The 13,075-nt window shown below is 65.0% G+C and carries 15 protein-coding genes and 1 pseudogene; 6 read left to right on the top strand and 10 right to left on the bottom strand.

Annotated elements, in window-relative coordinates; translation table 11 throughout:
• Positions 1–682 (top strand): annotated as a pseudogene (locus NUU27_RS11030) (hypothetical protein); the annotation flags it as partial.
• Positions 683–724: 42 nt separating this feature from the next.
• On the opposite strand, the gene NUU27_RS11025 reads toward NUU27_RS11030, so the two are convergent.
• Both NUU27_RS11025 and NUU27_RS11020 read right to left on the bottom strand, forming a co-directional pair.
• Entirely contained in the window at positions 725–1,426 is a 702-nt protein-coding gene (locus NUU27_RS11025) for a TIGR02281 family clan AA aspartic protease (RefSeq protein ID WP_257762150.1), read from the bottom strand.
• A gap of 1 nt (position 1,427) precedes the next feature.
• Complete coding sequence (locus NUU27_RS11020; RefSeq protein WP_257762149.1) at positions 1,428–1,661, bottom strand: DUF1289 domain-containing protein; 234 nt, start codon at positions 1,659–1,661, stop codon at positions 1,428–1,430.
• Positions 1,662–1,803: 142 nt separating this feature from the next.
• Between NUU27_RS11020 and NUU27_RS11015 the strand changes: the two genes are divergently transcribed.
• On the top strand, positions 1,804–2,769 hold the full coding sequence (locus NUU27_RS11015; protein ID WP_257762148.1) for a nicotinate-nucleotide--dimethylbenzimidazole phosphoribosyltransferase: 966 nt from the start codon (positions 1,804–1,806) through the stop codon (positions 2,767–2,769).
• On the opposite strand, the gene NUU27_RS11010 is transcribed toward NUU27_RS11015, so the two are convergent.
• The gene (locus NUU27_RS11010) at positions 2,770–4,293 is read right to left on the bottom strand and encodes a HAMP domain-containing sensor histidine kinase (protein WP_257762147.1); all 1,524 of its coding nucleotides are present in this window, start codon (positions 4,291–4,293) and stop codon (positions 2,770–2,772) included.
• A 68-nt stretch (positions 4,294–4,361) separates the two neighbouring features.
• Here NUU27_RS11010 and NUU27_RS11005 point away from each other — a divergent pair, with 68 nt between their 5' ends.
• From NUU27_RS11005 to NUU27_RS10990, 4 genes are all read left to right on the top strand, one after another.
• Entirely contained in the window at positions 4,362–4,967 is a 606-nt protein-coding gene (locus NUU27_RS11005) for a thermonuclease family protein (protein WP_257762146.1), read from the top strand.
• A gap of 10 nt (positions 4,968–4,977) precedes the next feature.
• Positions 4,978–5,589 (top strand): glutathione S-transferase, encoded by a 612-nt coding sequence (locus NUU27_RS11000; RefSeq protein ID WP_257762145.1) that lies wholly within the window; start codon positions 4,978–4,980, stop codon positions 5,587–5,589.
• Positions 5,590–5,599: 10 nt separating this feature from the next.
• The gene (locus NUU27_RS10995; RefSeq protein ID WP_257762144.1) at positions 5,600–6,223 is read left to right on the top strand and encodes a uracil-DNA glycosylase family protein; all 624 of its coding nucleotides are present in this window, start codon (positions 5,600–5,602) and stop codon (positions 6,221–6,223) included.
• A 98-nt stretch (positions 6,224–6,321) separates the two neighbouring features.
• Complete coding sequence (locus NUU27_RS10990; protein ID WP_257762143.1) at positions 6,322–6,813, top strand: Lrp/AsnC family transcriptional regulator; 492 nt, start codon at positions 6,322–6,324, stop codon at positions 6,811–6,813.
• A gap of 334 nt (positions 6,814–7,147) precedes the next feature.
• Here NUU27_RS10990 and NUU27_RS10985 read toward each other — a convergent pair whose 3' ends face one another.
• The 7 genes from NUU27_RS10985 to NUU27_RS10955 all read right to left on the bottom strand — a co-directional run bounded on the left by NUU27_RS10985 (position 7,148) and on the right by NUU27_RS10955 (position 13,056).
• Positions 7,148–8,017 carry an NAD(P)-dependent oxidoreductase gene (locus NUU27_RS10985; RefSeq protein WP_257762142.1) on the bottom strand — a complete coding sequence of 290 codons (870 nt, stop codon included), beginning with the start codon at positions 8,015–8,017 and terminating at the stop codon, positions 7,148–7,150.
• 50 nt (positions 8,018–8,067) lie between these two features.
• The gene (locus tag NUU27_RS10980) at positions 8,068–8,892 is read right to left on the bottom strand and encodes an ABC transporter permease (RefSeq protein ID WP_257762141.1); all 825 of its coding nucleotides are present in this window, start codon (positions 8,890–8,892) and stop codon (positions 8,068–8,070) included.
• Positions 8,889–9,602, bottom strand: a complete 714-nt coding sequence (locus NUU27_RS10975; RefSeq protein ID WP_257762140.1) for an ABC transporter permease — start codon at positions 9,600–9,602, stop codon at positions 8,889–8,891. Before NUU27_RS10975 ends, NUU27_RS10980 begins: the two co-directional genes overlap by 4 nt.
• A gap of 184 nt (positions 9,603–9,786) precedes the next feature.
• Positions 9,787–10,572 carry an ABC transporter substrate-binding protein gene (locus NUU27_RS10970; RefSeq protein WP_257762139.1) on the bottom strand — a complete coding sequence of 262 codons (786 nt, stop codon included), beginning with the start codon at positions 10,570–10,572 and terminating at the stop codon, positions 9,787–9,789.
• A gap of 128 nt (positions 10,573–10,700) precedes the next feature.
• Positions 10,701–11,219, bottom strand: coding sequence for a molybdopterin-guanine dinucleotide biosynthesis protein B (gene mobB, locus NUU27_RS10965; RefSeq protein WP_257762138.1), 519 nt, complete (start codon positions 11,217–11,219; stop codon positions 10,701–10,703).
• Positions 11,216–11,839 carry a molybdenum cofactor guanylyltransferase MobA gene (gene mobA / locus NUU27_RS10960; protein WP_257762137.1) on the bottom strand — a complete coding sequence of 208 codons (624 nt, stop codon included), beginning with the start codon at positions 11,837–11,839 and terminating at the stop codon, positions 11,216–11,218. The genes mobB and mobA overlap by 4 nt, the downstream gene beginning before the upstream one ends.
• Positions 11,840–11,850: 11 nt before the next feature.
• Entirely contained in the window at positions 11,851–13,056 is a 1,206-nt protein-coding gene (locus NUU27_RS10955) for a multidrug effflux MFS transporter (protein ID WP_257762136.1), read from the bottom strand.
• Between the last annotated feature and the right edge of the window lie 19 nt (positions 13,057–13,075).

The raw sequence follows: 13,075 nt of genomic DNA, 5'->3' as shown, positions 1-13,075 counted from the left end.
GGCCGGCGAGGTGGTCTCGCGGGTGGCGAGCGCGGTGGTGGAGGTGGTGGTGGAAGCCGTCTTCGACTGCGGCGACATTCTGGGCAAGGTGTTCGACGACAAGAACCGCAACGGCTACCAGGATGCGGGCGAGCCTGGGCTGGCGGGCGTGCGGGTGGCGACGGTGAAGGGGCTGCTCGTCACCTCGGACCAGCACGGGCGCTTCCATGTGGCCTGCGCGGAGCTGCCGGACCAGCGCATCGGCACCAACTACATCCTGAAGCTCGACCCGCGCTCGCTGCCGTCCGGCTATCGCTTGACGAGCGAGAACCCGCGCGTGGTGCGGCTGACGGCGGGCAAGGCGTCGGAGTTCGCCTTCGCGGCGGCGCTCGGGCGCGTGGTGCGGCTCGACCTGACGGCGGCGGCGTTCGAGGGAGGAAGCGCGGCGCTCCGGCCGGAATGGCAGGCGCGGCTCGGCCAGGTGCTGGCGCTGCTCGACAAGGAGCCGTCGGTGCTGAGACTCGCCTATGCGGAGGCCGGCGGCAGCAAGAGCCTGGCAAGGAAGCGCCTCGGCCTGCTGCGCCGGCAGTTAGAGGAGGAATGGCGCAGCCTCGGTGGCCGCTATCGGCTCGAGATCGAGACCCGCATCCACACTGAGCGCCCCCCGCGCGTCACAAGGGACCGCATGCCGGTCTACAAGTGAACGCGACGGTGCCCGGGCTTCGGCCCGGGCGCCGATCGGCACTCAATCCCGTAGCACGATGCTGTCACCGCTGAGCTCGAACCCGGATAAGGTGTTGATGAAGCTCATGCCGAGCAGGCTCTGACCGAGCTGTCCGGGCTGGGCGATGTGAAGCGGCATGTCGCGGCGGACGATCGCGCCCACCCTGATTTCGGCGGCGCGAGCCCGCGCCACCATCGTGATGCCGTTCGCGGTGGAAACGGGGATGCGGAAATCGAGCGTTGCCGGGTCGAAGCCGATGCGGCGCGCGTCCTCGGCGGACAGGACGATGCCGCTGGCGCCCGTGTCGATCAGCATGCGCAGGGGCCGGTCCTCGATGTCGACCATCACCTCGAAATGGCCGCTCGAGGAGCGTCCCACGAGAACGCGGGTTCCAGTTGATCCGTCGCCGACCGAGATCGGGCTGCCGGGAACCAGGCCCGCCGTGACGCGGCTTGCCACGTCCTGCAATTCGTAACGGTATTGATAACCGGCCACCAGGACGAGCAGGAGCAGCACCCAGAAGGCGAACGAGCGGGCGACCTCGCCGAGGCGCATGCCCGACGTGGCTATTCCAACGAGGATGACCGCGGCCCAGAGCCCGAGATAAAGAGCTCCGGCGAATATGTTGTTTTCGATACCGAAAACCGATCCCGCGTCATTGTTGGCGATGAGCAGGAGCAGCCCGCCGCCCATGATCGCCATGATGATCCAGAACAGCCGCATGCTATCGGCCCTCGGCGCGCAGGCGGGCGAGGCGCGCGCGCTTCGTCTCGCGCCGCGGGCGACGCTCGACGGTCTCCAATCGGGCCGGCAGTGCCTCCATCACCGCGCGGCGCTCGGCCTTGGTCATGCCGATCCAGGAAGCGATTTCGGCGCGCGTCCTGCCGCAGCCGAAGCAATAGCCGGTGTTAAGGTCGATCGAGCAGACCAGGATGCAAGGGGAGTCGATTTCCGTCATCAATCGTCCAGCCGTTTGCTCTGACATGGGACATTCGACGCCCACGTGCAAGAGCCACCTCCCTTGGTATAGGCGCTTGCGCCATTGCGTTGGGCTGTCTCGGCGGCTATGCCGTTGCCGTCTCCAATCGGGTGGATTTCCCATGACCGTTTCCGGAATGCCTTTCGACGACGTGCGCAGCCTGTTGCAGCAGATCAGCGAGCCCGATCGCGCGGCCGCTTCGGCGATGGAGGATGCCTTCGCCGGGGCAGGCTATGCCGGTGAGGAACTCGGGCGGATGAAGGGGCTCGCCCTGTGGCTTGCCGCGACACGCGAGCGGGTGCCGCCGCTGATCGGCAAAGCCGGCGTCGCCCTTTATGCCGCCACGCACGGTTTTTCCTTTGCGGGCCGGGACGTGCTCGCCGACCAGCGCCGGCGCGTCGATGCCGTTGCGGCGGGCGCTGCGGCCGTCTCGCATCTGTGCGTCGCCAACGATCTTTCCCTGAACGTCTTCGACCTCGCCCTCGATCTGCCCTCCGGCGACATCACCCGCGAGCCGGCTCTCGACGAACGGGCCTGTGCGGCGACCATCGCCTTCGGCATGGAGGCCACCGCCGAAGGCGGCGACCTCCTGTGCCTCGGCTCGCTTGGCGAGCAGGCCGATGTGGCGGCCCTGGCGGTGCTGACGGCGCTGCTTGAGGTCGCGAGTGACGGCATGCCGCGCGATGCTCTCGACGTGGTGGAACGCGCCGTGACGGCTCACGAGGGGCATCTGCACGATCCGCTCGAGGTGCTTCGCCGGCTCGGCGGTCGCGACATCGCAGCGCTCACCGGCGCGATCGTGGCCGCCCGCATGCAGCAGATGCCGGTGATTCTCGATGGCCTGCCGGCGCTGGCCGCCGCTGCCGTGCTGCATCGGTTGAGGCCGACCGCCATCGCCCATTGCGTCCTTTCCGGCGCCGACCATCCCGTGGCGGTGGAGGTCGCGGCGCGGCTCCATCTGGAACCGCTTCTGGCGCTCGGGCTCGCCGAGGGCGGGGGATGCGGCGCCGCGATGGCCGCCGGCGTGGTCAAATCCGCGGCCGTCCTGGCGGGCGGCGTCGCCGAGATCGCCCGCCGCCTTTCCTGATCAGCGGCTACCGGCGGAGGAGACTTTTCTTTTGCGCGTCGTGCGGGGGGCTTCCGCCACGCGGGACCGCGGGAAGGCGACGATGGCTTCCGTGCCGGCGCGCAGTTTCGATCTCAGCTCGAAGACGCCGTCATGCAATTGCGTGAGGCCCTGGACGATGGGCAGCCCGAGCCCGGTGCCTTCCTCCGCGCTCTTGATCGCGATGGAGCCCTGGCCGAACGCGGCGAGCACCACCGGCAGTTCATCCTCCGGGATGCCGGGCCCGTTGTCCTTGATGGCGATGTACTGACCGCCGCCGGCCGTCCAGCCGACGCGGATGCGGATTTCTCCGCCGCTCGGGGTGAATTTCACCGCGTTCGACAGAAGGTTGAGGACGATCTGGCGAACAGCGCGCTCGTCTGCAAGTAGCTGCTGCAGCGTCTGCTCGATCTGCAGGACGAGGCGGATGTTCTTCGCCTGCGTCTTGAGTTCGACCAGCTTGCAGCAATCCTCCACCACCGGCGCCAGGAGCAGGGGCTCCTCGTTCAACGGATAGCGCCCGGCCTCGATGCGGGAGAGGTCGAGAATCTCGTTGATCAGGTCGAGAAGATGCCGGCCCGAGACATGGATGTCGTTGGCGTAGTCCTTGTAGGTGGTGTTCTCCAGGGGGCCGAGAACCTGATTGGCCATCACTTCCGAAAAGCCGAGGATGGCGTTGAGCGGGGTTCTGAGCTCGTGGCTCATGGAGGCGAGGAAGCGCGACTTGGCCAGATTGGCTTCCTCAGCCCGGCGCCGGGCCTCGTCGGACATGGCTTTCGCCGTCTCCAACTCGCCGATCAGCGCGTCTTTTTCGCTGCGCAGGGAGAGCAGCGTGAGCGCGGCCCGGTTGCGGTGATGGGCGACGTAGGCGAAGAACGGCAGGGAAAGCGAAAGAAGAACCGCCATCGTCGTGCCTGCCGGAGTCGACTGGCCGGCGGCTTCATAGGCGAAAAAAAAGACGGGAAGCGCAAATGCGGCCACCACAGCACCGCCCAGCGATGCCGCCATCATCGCCGTGGCGGCGATGACGATGAGCAGCACCGCACCCTGGAAAACTTGGATCTGACCCGCTCCGCAGGCTTCGCAGCGCAATGCGACCAGATAGGCCCAGCCCAGACCGCTGAGGAAATGCGCAAGGAAGAACAGCTGCTGGGTGCGCGCCGCATCGATCTCGTCGCGTGGCTGCCGGCTGAGGCGGCGCGCAAAGAGATAAAGCGGCGTGTAACCCAGGACCGCGGTGAACGCCCATGCCGCAACGTGCTCGCCCATGCCGAGGTTGAAGCCGGCAAGGCACAGGAGAAGCACCAGGACGGGAAGGGCGGCCGCGTTGTGGAGCACGGCGCGGGCGTGCATCTGCAGCGTGTCGCGGTTGAAATCGCATGTGCCGGCTTGTGCGGAAAGGCGGTCGCGCGTGCGCTGTACCGCGCGGCCGACATTGCTGTTGCGATGCGGCTTGGTGCGGTCCACAATGAATTTGTCGGCCGTTGTTGAAGGTTCCGGCACCATCACCCGAGTTGAATTCCCGCTATTCGCCGGCCACGCTATCCTGGAATGATTAAGAGACCCTTCAGCCCATGAGAGGACGCCGTCGCTACCGGGCGCGTTCGCGCAGCCGCTTCGGGCGGGCGGGCGACATTCTGTTCGCCCTGTGCGTGATCGGCGTGCTCGCCGTCGCGGTGGATCGTCTTCAGCGGCTGAACACGCGCAGCCTGTCCGGTGCCGTGACCGTGAACGACGGTGATACCCTGACGCTGTCGGGCGTTCGCATCCGCCTGCTGGGGCTCGATGCACCGGAATTCCAGCAGACCTGCAGCAGGCGTGGCGTGACGTATTCCTGCGGGCGGGAAGCGCGCAATGTGCTGCGCGGGCTGATCGGGGCAGGGGAGGTGAAATGCGAAGGCCACGAGCACGACCGCTACGACCGCCTGCTGGCGCGGTGCAGCGTCAACGGCAAAGATCTCGGCGAGGCGCTGGTTGCCGGCGGCTGGGCCGTCGCCTATGGCGACTACGGGGCGGCGGAGGCCGAGGCGCGCCGTGCTCGGCGTGGCATCTGGGACGGGGAATTCGATGCGCCGCGCGACTGGCGGGCGAGCCATGGCGGCGATCCCGAAACGGTCGAGAGCGGCCTGCTGGAGCGCATTCTGAGTTTTGCAAAGCGCCTCCTCGGGAGGCCGGAATGAGGAGACGTCGATGAAGCTTTACGATGGAGGCCGCGCGCCGAATCCCCGCCGGGTCCGCATCTTCCTGGCCGAGAAGGGGATCGAGGTTCCCCTGGTGCCAGTGGACATGGGGGCGATGGGACACAGGTCCGAAACGCTGACGAAACTCAATCCCCTGCAGCGGCTGCCGGTCCTCGAACTCGACGACGGCACCATCCTCACGGAAACCGTGGCCATCTGCCGTTATTTCGAGATGTTGCAGCCGGAGCCCGCTCTGCTCGGAAGAGGAGCGTTGGGAGCGGCCACGGTGGAGATGTGGCAGCGGCGCCTCGAAATGCATCTCTTCCTGCCGGTCGCCCAGGTGTTCCGCCATCTGCACCCGGCCATGAAGGAGTGGGAAGTGCCGCAGGTGGCCGAATGGGGCGAAGCCAACAAGCCGAAGGTCCTGGAGTTCCTCGAACTGCTCGACCAGCATCTGGCCGACCGCCCCTTCGTCGCTGGCGACGAGTACACGATCGCGGACATCACGGGGCTGGTCAGCATCGACTTCATGAAGCCGGCGCGGCTGGTCGTCCCCGACGGCCTCGATCATCTGACGCGCTGGTATCAGGCGGTCTCTTCGCGGGCGAGCGCAAAGGCATGATGGAAAGCCGGTGAGCGAGCAACTGAACGATCTTCTGGCGGAGATCCGTGCCTGCCGCATCTGCGTCGAGGAACCCCGGGGCAGACCGTTGCCGCACGAGCCGCGCCCGGTCGTGGTCGGCTCGCCGACGGCGCGCGTGCTGATCGCCGGGCAGGCGCCGGGCACACGGGTTCACGCCTCGGGGCTGCCGTTCGACGACCGCTCCGGTGACCGGTTGCGTGACTGGTTGAAGGTCGACCGGGCGACCTTTTACGATCCCGCGTGTTTCGCAATCGTGCCGATGGGCTTCTGCTTTCCGGGACTTGACGCGAAGGGAGGCGATCTTCCGCCGCGCCGTGAATGCGCTCCGGCATGGCGGGACCAACTCCTGGCACGGATGCCGCAGATCGAACTGGTGCTGGTGATCGGCCAGTACGCGCAGGCCTGGCATCTGGGAGCGGATCGTCGGACGACGCTGACGGAGACCGTGCGCGACTGGCGCCGGCTGCTCGACCGGGACCTCCACCCGCGGGTTCTGCCGCTGCCGCATCCCTCCTGGCGAAACACCGGGTGGCTGAAGCGCAATCCGTGGTTCGAGCGGGACCTGCTGCCGGTCCTGCGCGAGGAAATCCGATGGCATCTCAGCAAAATATGAGGAAATTCAACTCACACCGCGGTGTTTGTAGCAAATATTTTCTTGTTTCGGAGCGTACTCGCTGCCAATTTGGGAAATCATTTTTCTCGGAGACTGTGATGGACCGCCTCGACCGTAAGATCCTACGCCTGTTGCAGGAAAATTCGACCCTTGCGGTGGCCGATGTCGCAAAGAAAGTCGGGCTTTCGACGACGCCGTGCTGGAGACGGATTCAAAAGCTCGAGGAGGAAGGCGTCATTCGCAGGCGCGTCGCCGTTCTCGATCCGGAGAAGGTCAACGCCAAGGTGAACGTGTTCGTCTCGATCCGGACCAACATGCACAGCCACGAATGGCTGAAGCGCTTTTCGGAGGTGATCCAGCAGTTTCCGGAGGTGGTGGAGTTTTACCGCATGAGCGGCGATGTCGACTACCTGCTGCGCGTCGTCGTTCCGGACATCGCCGCCTATGATGCGTTCTACAAGAAGCTGATCAGCAAGATCGAGATCCGCGACGTCTCCTCGACCTTCGCCATGGAGCAGATCAAATATACGACCGAGTTGCCTCTGGATTATCTGGTGCTCGACAAGGAGACGTCGAACGCTTCGGCATAGGGAACTGTGCGTCCGAAGAGACGCACAGCGCCGTCGCGAGGGCTGGGACTTTTTCCTAGAGCTTTTCATCTTTTGCTTGAAGCATCGGGCGCCTATCGCACCCCCCTCTGCCCTGCCGGCCATCTCCCCCTCAAGGGGGGAGATTGGACGGCCGCAAGGACTTTGACCAACCGTCCAACGTTGCACGGGATGCGACACGGTGCTGCCTGCTGATCTCCCCCCTTGAGGGGGAGATGGCCGGCAGGCCAGAGGGGGGTGTGCCGCGCGCCGAAGCCGAGCCGAAACCACGCATTCGACCGAGCGCTTCCGTCAAAACCTGAACCGCTCTAAAGCGTCACTTCTCGAGCCGGGCGAGCAGGGACGAGGTGTCCCAGCGGCTGCCGCCCATGGACTGAACGTCCTTGTAGAACTGATCCACAAGGGCCGTCACCGGCAGGCTGGCGCCGTTGCGGTTCGCCTCAGCGAGGCAGATGCCGAGATCCTTGCGCATCCAGTCGACCGCGAAGCCGAAGTCGTATTTTCCGGCGGCCATGGTCTTGTGGCGGTTCTCCATCTGCCAGGATCCGGCGGCGCCCTTTGAAATGACGTCGACCACCTTTTCGATGTCGAGCCCGGCCTGGCGCCCGAAATGGATGCCTTCGGCGAGACCCTGCACCAGGCCGGCGATGCAGATCTGGTTGATCATCTTGGTGAGCTGGCCGGCTCCGGCGGGCCCCATGAGGCCGACCATGCGGGCATAGGAGGCGATCACCGGCTCGGCCCGGTCGAAGGTCTCCTGCGTGCCGCCGCACATGACCGTCAGCACGCCGTTTTCCGCGCCGGCCTGGCCGCCGGAGACCGGCGCGTCGAGAAAGGCGAGGCCGCGCTTTTCGGCCTCCCGAGCCAGGTCGCGGGCCACTTCGGCCGAGGCCGTCGTGTTGTCGATGAAGACGGCGCCCGCTTTCATGCTCTGGAAGGCGCCCTCGGCACCGAGGGTTACCGAGCGCAGGTCATCGTCGTTGCCGACGCAGGCGAAGACGAAATCCTTGTCCTTCGCCGCCTCCATCGGTGTCGCAGCGTTCGAACCGCCGTGTTCGGCCACCCACTTCTCGGCTTTTGCCGCGGTGCGGTTGTAGACGGTGACCCTGTGGCCGCCCTTGTTCTGCAGGTGAGCGGCCATCGGATATCCCATGACGCCGAGCCCGATGAATGCAACGTCTGCCATCCGGTCCAACAATCCTCCTCTTGCGGGTTGCGTTTGCGGCCTGCGCGAAATCAGCGCTTCAGATGCCGCGTGATGCGCCCTTCGATCCAGTCGATCAGGTTGCGCAACAGCTCGACGATGACAAGATAGATCAGCGCCGCCCAGATGTAAGTCTGGAAATCGAAAGTCTGTGAATAAGCCCGCCGCGTCTCGCCCATCAGGTCATAGACTGTGATGATGGCGACGATCGCGGACCCCTTGATCATCAGAATGATTTCGTTGCCGTAGGGACGAAGGGCGACGATCATCGCCTGGGGCACGATGATCTTGCGCAGGGTCTGCAGCTTCGACAGTCCGAGCGCCGCCGCCGCCTCCCATTGCCCGCGCCTGACGCTTTCGATGGCGCCGCGCAGGATCTCCGCCTGATAGGCGGCGGTGTTCAGCGTGAAGGCGAAGACGGCGCAATACCAGGCTTCGCGAAAGAAGGTCCAAAGACCGATCGCCTGCAACTCGGGACGGAACGAGCCGAGCCCGTAATACACCAGGAAGGTCTGCGCCAGCAGCGGCGTTCCACGGAAGAAGTAGACATAGGCGTAGGCCAGCGAGGAAAGGACATGGTTCTTCGACATCCGCGCATAGGCGACAGGGATCGACAGCAGGGCGCCGAGGACGACCGACAGAACGACCAGCCTTATCGTGGTCCACAGGCCGGACATGTATCGCGGCGCATAACGGCTGAAGATCGCCGGGTCCCAGGCCTGGATCATGAAGAACAGCACCGCCAGGCCCAGAGCGGCCCACAGGCACAGCAGGACGAGGCCGACGGTGCGCTGGTGCGTCCAACGCTTCTTCTCCGCCGGCGGGCGCGGCAGGGCGGCGGTTCGGTCCGCACTCATCGCGACACCTCGCTGCGCTCGGCCCAGCGCTCGATTGCGCCGAGCGCGACCGAGGAGAGCATGGCAAGGGCCAAATAGATGAGACAGGCGATTCCGAAGAAGAGGAAGGCTTCCTTGGTCACGCGCGCGGCAATGCCAGCCTGGCGCAGCGTGTCGGCGAGGCCGATGACCGAGACGAGAGCCGTGTCCTTCAGCAGGATCAGCCAGAGATTGGAGAGGCCGGGCAGGGCAAGACGCACCAATTGAGGCAGGATGATGAGCCGCATCGTCTGCAACCGGGAGAGGCCGACCGCGAAACTGCCTTCATATTGTCCCTGCGGAATGGCGCGGAAGGCGGCCAGAAAAACCTCGCTGGCGTAGGACGAGAACACCGCGCCCAGCGCGACCATGCCGGCGATGAAGGCGTTGATCTCGATGTTGGCGCGGGGATCGAACAGATGCACCAGCTTCTGCAGGCCGATCTGCGCGCCGTAGAAGACCAGGAACAGCGTGAGCAGTTCGGGAAGCCCGCGAAACAGTGTGGTGTAGATGTTCGCGGCGATCCGAAGCAGGCGGTCGTTCGACCGTTTGCCGAGCGCTACGAGGAACCCGACCACCAGACCGAGCGGCAGCGTGGCAAGCGCCAGGGACACCGTGACCAGCACGCCTGCCGCGATGTCGTCGCTCCAGCCCTCGGGCCCGAAGCTCAGAAGGGTGAAGACCCTCTCCATGTTTCAAAGATCCCCTGTTGGCCCGATTCTGCATATTTTTCCGGCAGTTGGCCCGCGGTTCTTCAACCGGTCTGCCAGAATTGTCGGCGAGCCCTCTTGCAACACAGGCGGCCGGACATGCCTGCCGCCTGTGCCGTGTCGCAATCAAGACAGGATCTCGTCCTCAGATCGCGATGATCGTGGTCTACCCGCCGTAGACGTCGAACGAAAAGTACTTGTCGTTGATTTCCTTGTACTTTCCATTATCACGAATGGCCTTGATGGCGGCGTTGAGCTTCTCGCGCAGATCGTCCTCGCCCTTGCGGACGGCGATGCCGATGCCGGGGCCGTAGATCTCCTCCACCGGCGTGAGCGTACCGACCACCTTGCAGCAGGCACCCTCGTCGCTCTTCAGGAATTCCTCCAGGACGACGACATCGTCGATCACCGCGTCGAGGCGCCCGTTGATGAGGTCGAGCTTGTATTCCTCGGCCGTCGGGTAGAGCTTGACGTCGCTGTCGGAAAAGTGGGTTTCCGCATAGGTCGAATGCGTTGTCGAGCCCTGGGCGCCGATCGTCTTGCCGGCCAGATCCTCCTTGGTCACACCCTCGATGTCGGTGTCGTTCGGCGCGACGACGGCCGGCGGCGTGTTGTAGTATTTGTCGGTGAAGTCGACCTCCTTCAAGCGGTCTTCCGTGATCGACATGGAGGCGATGATGGCGTCGAATTTTCCGGCCTGCAGCGCCGGGATGATTCCGTCCCAATCCTGCGTGACGAATTCGCAGTCGGCCTTCATCTCTTCGCAAAGCGCTTTGGCGATGTCGATGTCGAAGCCTTCGAGCGAGCCGTCCGAGGTCAGATTGTTGAAGGGCGGGTAGGCGCCCTCGGTGCCGATCTTGAGCTTCATCGTGTCCTGAGCATTTGCCGCTCCCATGGCAAGGGCCAGGGCCGCAGCCGGCACCGCGAGCGCAATACGCCTTGAAATACGCATTCCAGTTCCTCTCATTTATTGTTTGCCACCGCCGAAAGGTTCCCTCGGGGCGAACGCGAAACCGGATATTCCCATCGTTCCGCGCGCAATTGCAACTGCAAAAGGTGATGCTCCCATGCAGCGAACGGCTACTGAGCGCCCTTCAGCAGACCATTGCGGGAGACGATGAAATCCGCAATGGCCTTCACGTCGTCGAGCGCAAACCACGGGAGGTCGCCGCTGTCGGTTTCGTGATCGGCGGCTATCGCCACCACCGAAGGGTCGTCCGGAGCGAGAAAGCCCTTGTCCCTGGCGGCGGTGCGCCTGCACTCGATCTTCGGATGCGGCGCCCGCTTGAAGCCTTCCACCAGCACCAGGTCGCAGGGCGAAAGACGCTCCAGCATGGCTTCGAGAGACGGCTCGTCTTCGTCGTTCAACTCATGAATGATGGCCCAGCGCCGGCTCGAAACGATAGCGACCTCCACGGCCCCGGCTGCGCGGTGGCGAAAGGAATCGGTGCCCTCGTGATCGATGTCGAATGCGTGGTGGGCGTGCTTCAGCGTCGCAACCCGCAATCCCCGGCTCGTCAGTTCCAAAACGAGGCCGGCGGTCAGGGTGGTCTTGCCGGAATTCTTCCAGCCGACGATGCCAAAAACAGGGTTGCTCATCGCTCCTTGCCTTCGATCCTGTCCCGGACCTGCTTCAGATCGTCCGGCGTGTTGATGTTGAAGAACGGGTCCGCGGCGGGCCCGGCGGGAAAGTCCGCCAGAATCACGGCATGCCGCTCGCCTGCATAGGCTTGCAGGCGCCGGTTGCCGCCGTTCATGATGTAGAGCTCCAGATCGGCGGCAAGGTCCGTCGGCCAGAGGCCGAACACGGGATGCACGCGGCCGAGCGAGCGGGCCAGAACGATGTCCGTCGCCTTCACCTGCGCCCTCCACAGGCGGGCGACGAGGTCGCCGGGGAAGAACGGCGTGTCGGCGGCGACGGTAACGATATGGTGCAGGCCGGGGTGCCGGGCCGAAGCCCACCGCATCCCCGCCAGAATGCCGCCCAGCGGGCCGACCGGCTCCGGCAGAGGGTCGGCGACGACGTCCAGCCCCGCGGCGCTGAACCGGCGAGGGTCGCCATTGGCGTTGAGCACCATGGCTTCGACCTGCGGGGAGAGTCGGTCGATGACCCGTTGAAGCAGCGTTCGGCCGCCGATCGTAAGGAGCCCCTTGTCTCCGCCGCCCATGCGGGAGGCGGTTCCTCCTGCCAGAATCACGCCGGCGACCGGATGCGCCATCGTTCCCATTCTCAGATATCGCCTGCCTTGCGGGCAACATGCACCACGTAGAGCGAGGCGACAATCGCAAGAAGCGAGGAGATCAGCATCACCCAGACCAGCGGATAGGGCCCCGATTGCGGCGACAGCAACGCGCCGGCCACAACCGACAGGGCAGCGCCGCCGCCGATCTGCAAGGCGCCGCCGAGCCCCGAGGCGGAGCCGGCCAGATGCGGCCGGACGCTGACCAGGCCGGCATTGGCGTTGGGCATCGTCATGCCGTTGCCGACACCGACGAAGAGCGAGGGGCCGAACAGGGACAGGGGATGATAATAGCCGACCCAAAAAAGGACGAGGGAAAGGATGAGCCCCATCGATGCGATCACGTTGCCCATCAGCATCATGGGATTGATGCCGATGCGCCGCGAATAGCGGCCCGACAGGAAGTTGCCGAACATGTAGCCGATCGAGATGAGCACGAAATAGAGGCCGTATTCGGAGGGCGAAAGATCGAGCATCTGCGTCGCCACATAGGGGCCGCCGCCGAGAAAGGCGAAAAAGGCACCGGAGGCCATAGCCGCCGTTGCGGTGTATCCCCAGAAGCGGCGTGCGCGAAACAGCTCCGGATAGTTGGTGAGCTGCGCGGCGATGCTCGACGTGCGCCTCTGGTTGGTTTCGCCGAGATCGAGATAGACGACCGTGAACGAGACGAGGCCGAAGGCGAGGATCAGATAGAAGGCCGCTTTCCACCCGTAGAGCTCGTCGAGAATGCCGCCGACGAACGGCCCGATCATTGGCGCCAGCGTCATGCCCATGGTGATGTAGCCGATGCGGCTGGCGGCCTCATCGGCGCCGACCGTATCGCGGACGATGGCGCGCGACAGCACCATGCCGGCCGCGGCGAAGGCCTGAAGGACGCGGCAGACGAGAAAGATGGTGATGTTCGGCGCGAACAGCGCCGCAAAGGTGCTGGCGATGAAGATCGCGAAACAGGAGAGCATGACCGGCCGCCGCCCGAAACGGTCCGATGCGGGACCGATGCCGAGCTGCAGGACGGCCGTCGCCGCCAGATACAGCGACACCGCAAGCTGCACGACGGCGTAGTCGGCGTTGAAATAGGCTGCCATGCCGGGCAGGGAGGGCAAAAACAGATTCATCGACACTGCGCCCGTCGCAGTGGCGATGACCAGGGTCAGGATATGGGGAGGCGTGTTCCGCCGGGCTGTCGATCTTGCCATTTCGTCCTGAAGTGATTGC

The organism is Nitratireductor sp. ZSWI3, assembly GCF_024655565.1.
GTDB lineage: Bacteria > Pseudomonadota > Alphaproteobacteria > Rhizobiales > Rhizobiaceae > Nitratireductor.
The sequence above is the reverse complement of the archived record's forward strand: the minus strand, read 5'-3'. Positions and strand labels throughout refer to the sequence as shown.

Coding starts and splice junctions, on each gene's coding strand:
- NUU27_RS11025 (WP_257762150.1), bottom strand. CDS start 1,426: ATGCGGCTGTTCTGGATCATCATGGCGATCATGGGCGGCGGGCTGCTC.
- NUU27_RS11020 (WP_257762149.1), bottom strand. CDS start 1,661: ATGACGGAAATCGACTCCCCTTGCATCCTGGTCTGCTCGATCGACCTT.
- NUU27_RS11015 (WP_257762148.1), top strand. CDS start 1,804: ATGACCGTTTCCGGAATGCCTTTCGACGACGTGCGCAGCCTGTTGCAG.
- NUU27_RS11010 (WP_257762147.1), bottom strand. CDS start 4,293: ATGGTGCCGGAACCTTCAACAACGGCCGACAAATTCATTGTGGACCGC.
- NUU27_RS11005 (WP_257762146.1), top strand. CDS start 4,362: ATGAGAGGACGCCGTCGCTACCGGGCGCGTTCGCGCAGCCGCTTCGGG.
- NUU27_RS11000 (WP_257762145.1), top strand. CDS start 4,978: ATGAAGCTTTACGATGGAGGCCGCGCGCCGAATCCCCGCCGGGTCCGC.
- NUU27_RS10990 (WP_257762143.1), top strand. CDS start 6,322: ATGGACCGCCTCGACCGTAAGATCCTACGCCTGTTGCAGGAAAATTCG.
- NUU27_RS10985 (WP_257762142.1), bottom strand. CDS start 8,017: ATGGCAGACGTTGCATTCATCGGGCTCGGCGTCATGGGATATCCGATG.
- NUU27_RS10980 (WP_257762141.1), bottom strand. CDS start 8,892: ATGAGTGCGGACCGAACCGCCGCCCTGCCGCGCCCGCCGGCGGAGAAG.
- NUU27_RS10975 (WP_257762140.1), bottom strand. CDS start 9,602: ATGGAGAGGGTCTTCACCCTTCTGAGCTTCGGGCCCGAGGGCTGGAGC.
- NUU27_RS10970 (WP_257762139.1), bottom strand. CDS start 10,572: ATGCGTATTTCAAGGCGTATTGCGCTCGCGGTGCCGGCTGCGGCCCTG.
- mobB (WP_257762138.1), bottom strand. CDS start 11,219: ATGAGCAACCCTGTTTTTGGCATCGTCGGCTGGAAGAATTCCGGCAAG.
- mobA (WP_257762137.1), bottom strand. CDS start 11,839: ATGGCGCATCCGGTCGCCGGCGTGATTCTGGCAGGAGGAACCGCCTCC.
- NUU27_RS10955 (WP_257762136.1), bottom strand. CDS start 13,056: ATGGCAAGATCGACAGCCCGGCGGAACACGCCTCCCCATATCCTGACC.